Here is a 938-nt window from a genome sequence, read left to right on the forward strand (position 1 = left end):
AATCTTTTGAAACTGATCTAGCTCGTTGATAAGGTCTGGACTGGAAAGTGCCATTTCGAGACATAGGTACTTGTTTTGATTTTGGTCGGATGTACGCCAAAGTGTACCGGTTCGCGATTAGATGTTTACCCCCTAACGTTATGATATCCCACCGTTGTCATCCTCGCGCATGCGGGGATCCATTGTTTTTGACCCAAACCTTATTAATTCGATTACTACGACGGTTTCAAATGCTGCGTTCTATTCAAGACAATGGATTCCCGCCTGCGCGGGAATGACGGAGTTGTGGTGCGGGAAGGCACAGTGTGGAAGGGCCGAGAGTCCAACTTGCCGCCATTCCGCCCTCTTCTACTAACCTGTAATAGGCTAAAACCTAAGCAAGCACCAATGACCTCACTTCTCAAGCTTGGCGATATAATCATGAATCGCCAGTTGGGATTGAATCTTACGTTTGTTACCCCGTGGTTTATATTGATTGGTCTGCTTCGCATCGATGATTCGCGCTTTGGTGGTATCTGACCATTGAATCTCGAAGATATCCAGAATCTGCTTTTGAAGCTGTTTGTCGTAAACCGGGCAGCCTACTTCAACACGGTGGTCGATGTTGCGGGTCATCCAGTCTGCAGATGAGATATAAATCTCATGCTCGCCCTGGTTGGAGAATATCGACACACGTGGGTGCTCCAGAAAACGATCGACAATGCTAATAACTTTGATGTTGTCGCTCAAACCTTTAACGCCGGGTAAAAGGGTGCACATGCCACGAATAATAATGCGAATTTTTACGCCAGCCTGGCTTGCTTTGTAGAGGTGCCCAACGACTTCGTCATCGACCAGGTTATTGACCTTCAGCATGATTTCGGCAGTCAGGCCTTTCTCGGCGTGCTTTATCTCACGATCAATCAACTTGTGAACACGTGGCCGAAAATCATTTGGCG

The 938-nt window shown here is 47.2% G+C and carries 1 protein-coding gene; it reads right to left on the reverse strand.

Translation table 11 applies throughout. The features are described from left to right. Positions 1 to 393 precede the first annotated feature (393 nt). On the reverse strand, positions 394 to 938 hold a 545-nt coding region (locus A3766_RS06420), incomplete at its 5' end, for a phospholipase D-like domain-containing protein (protein WP_369808606.1).

This window comes from Oleiphilus sp. HI0132, from assembly GCF_001635845.1.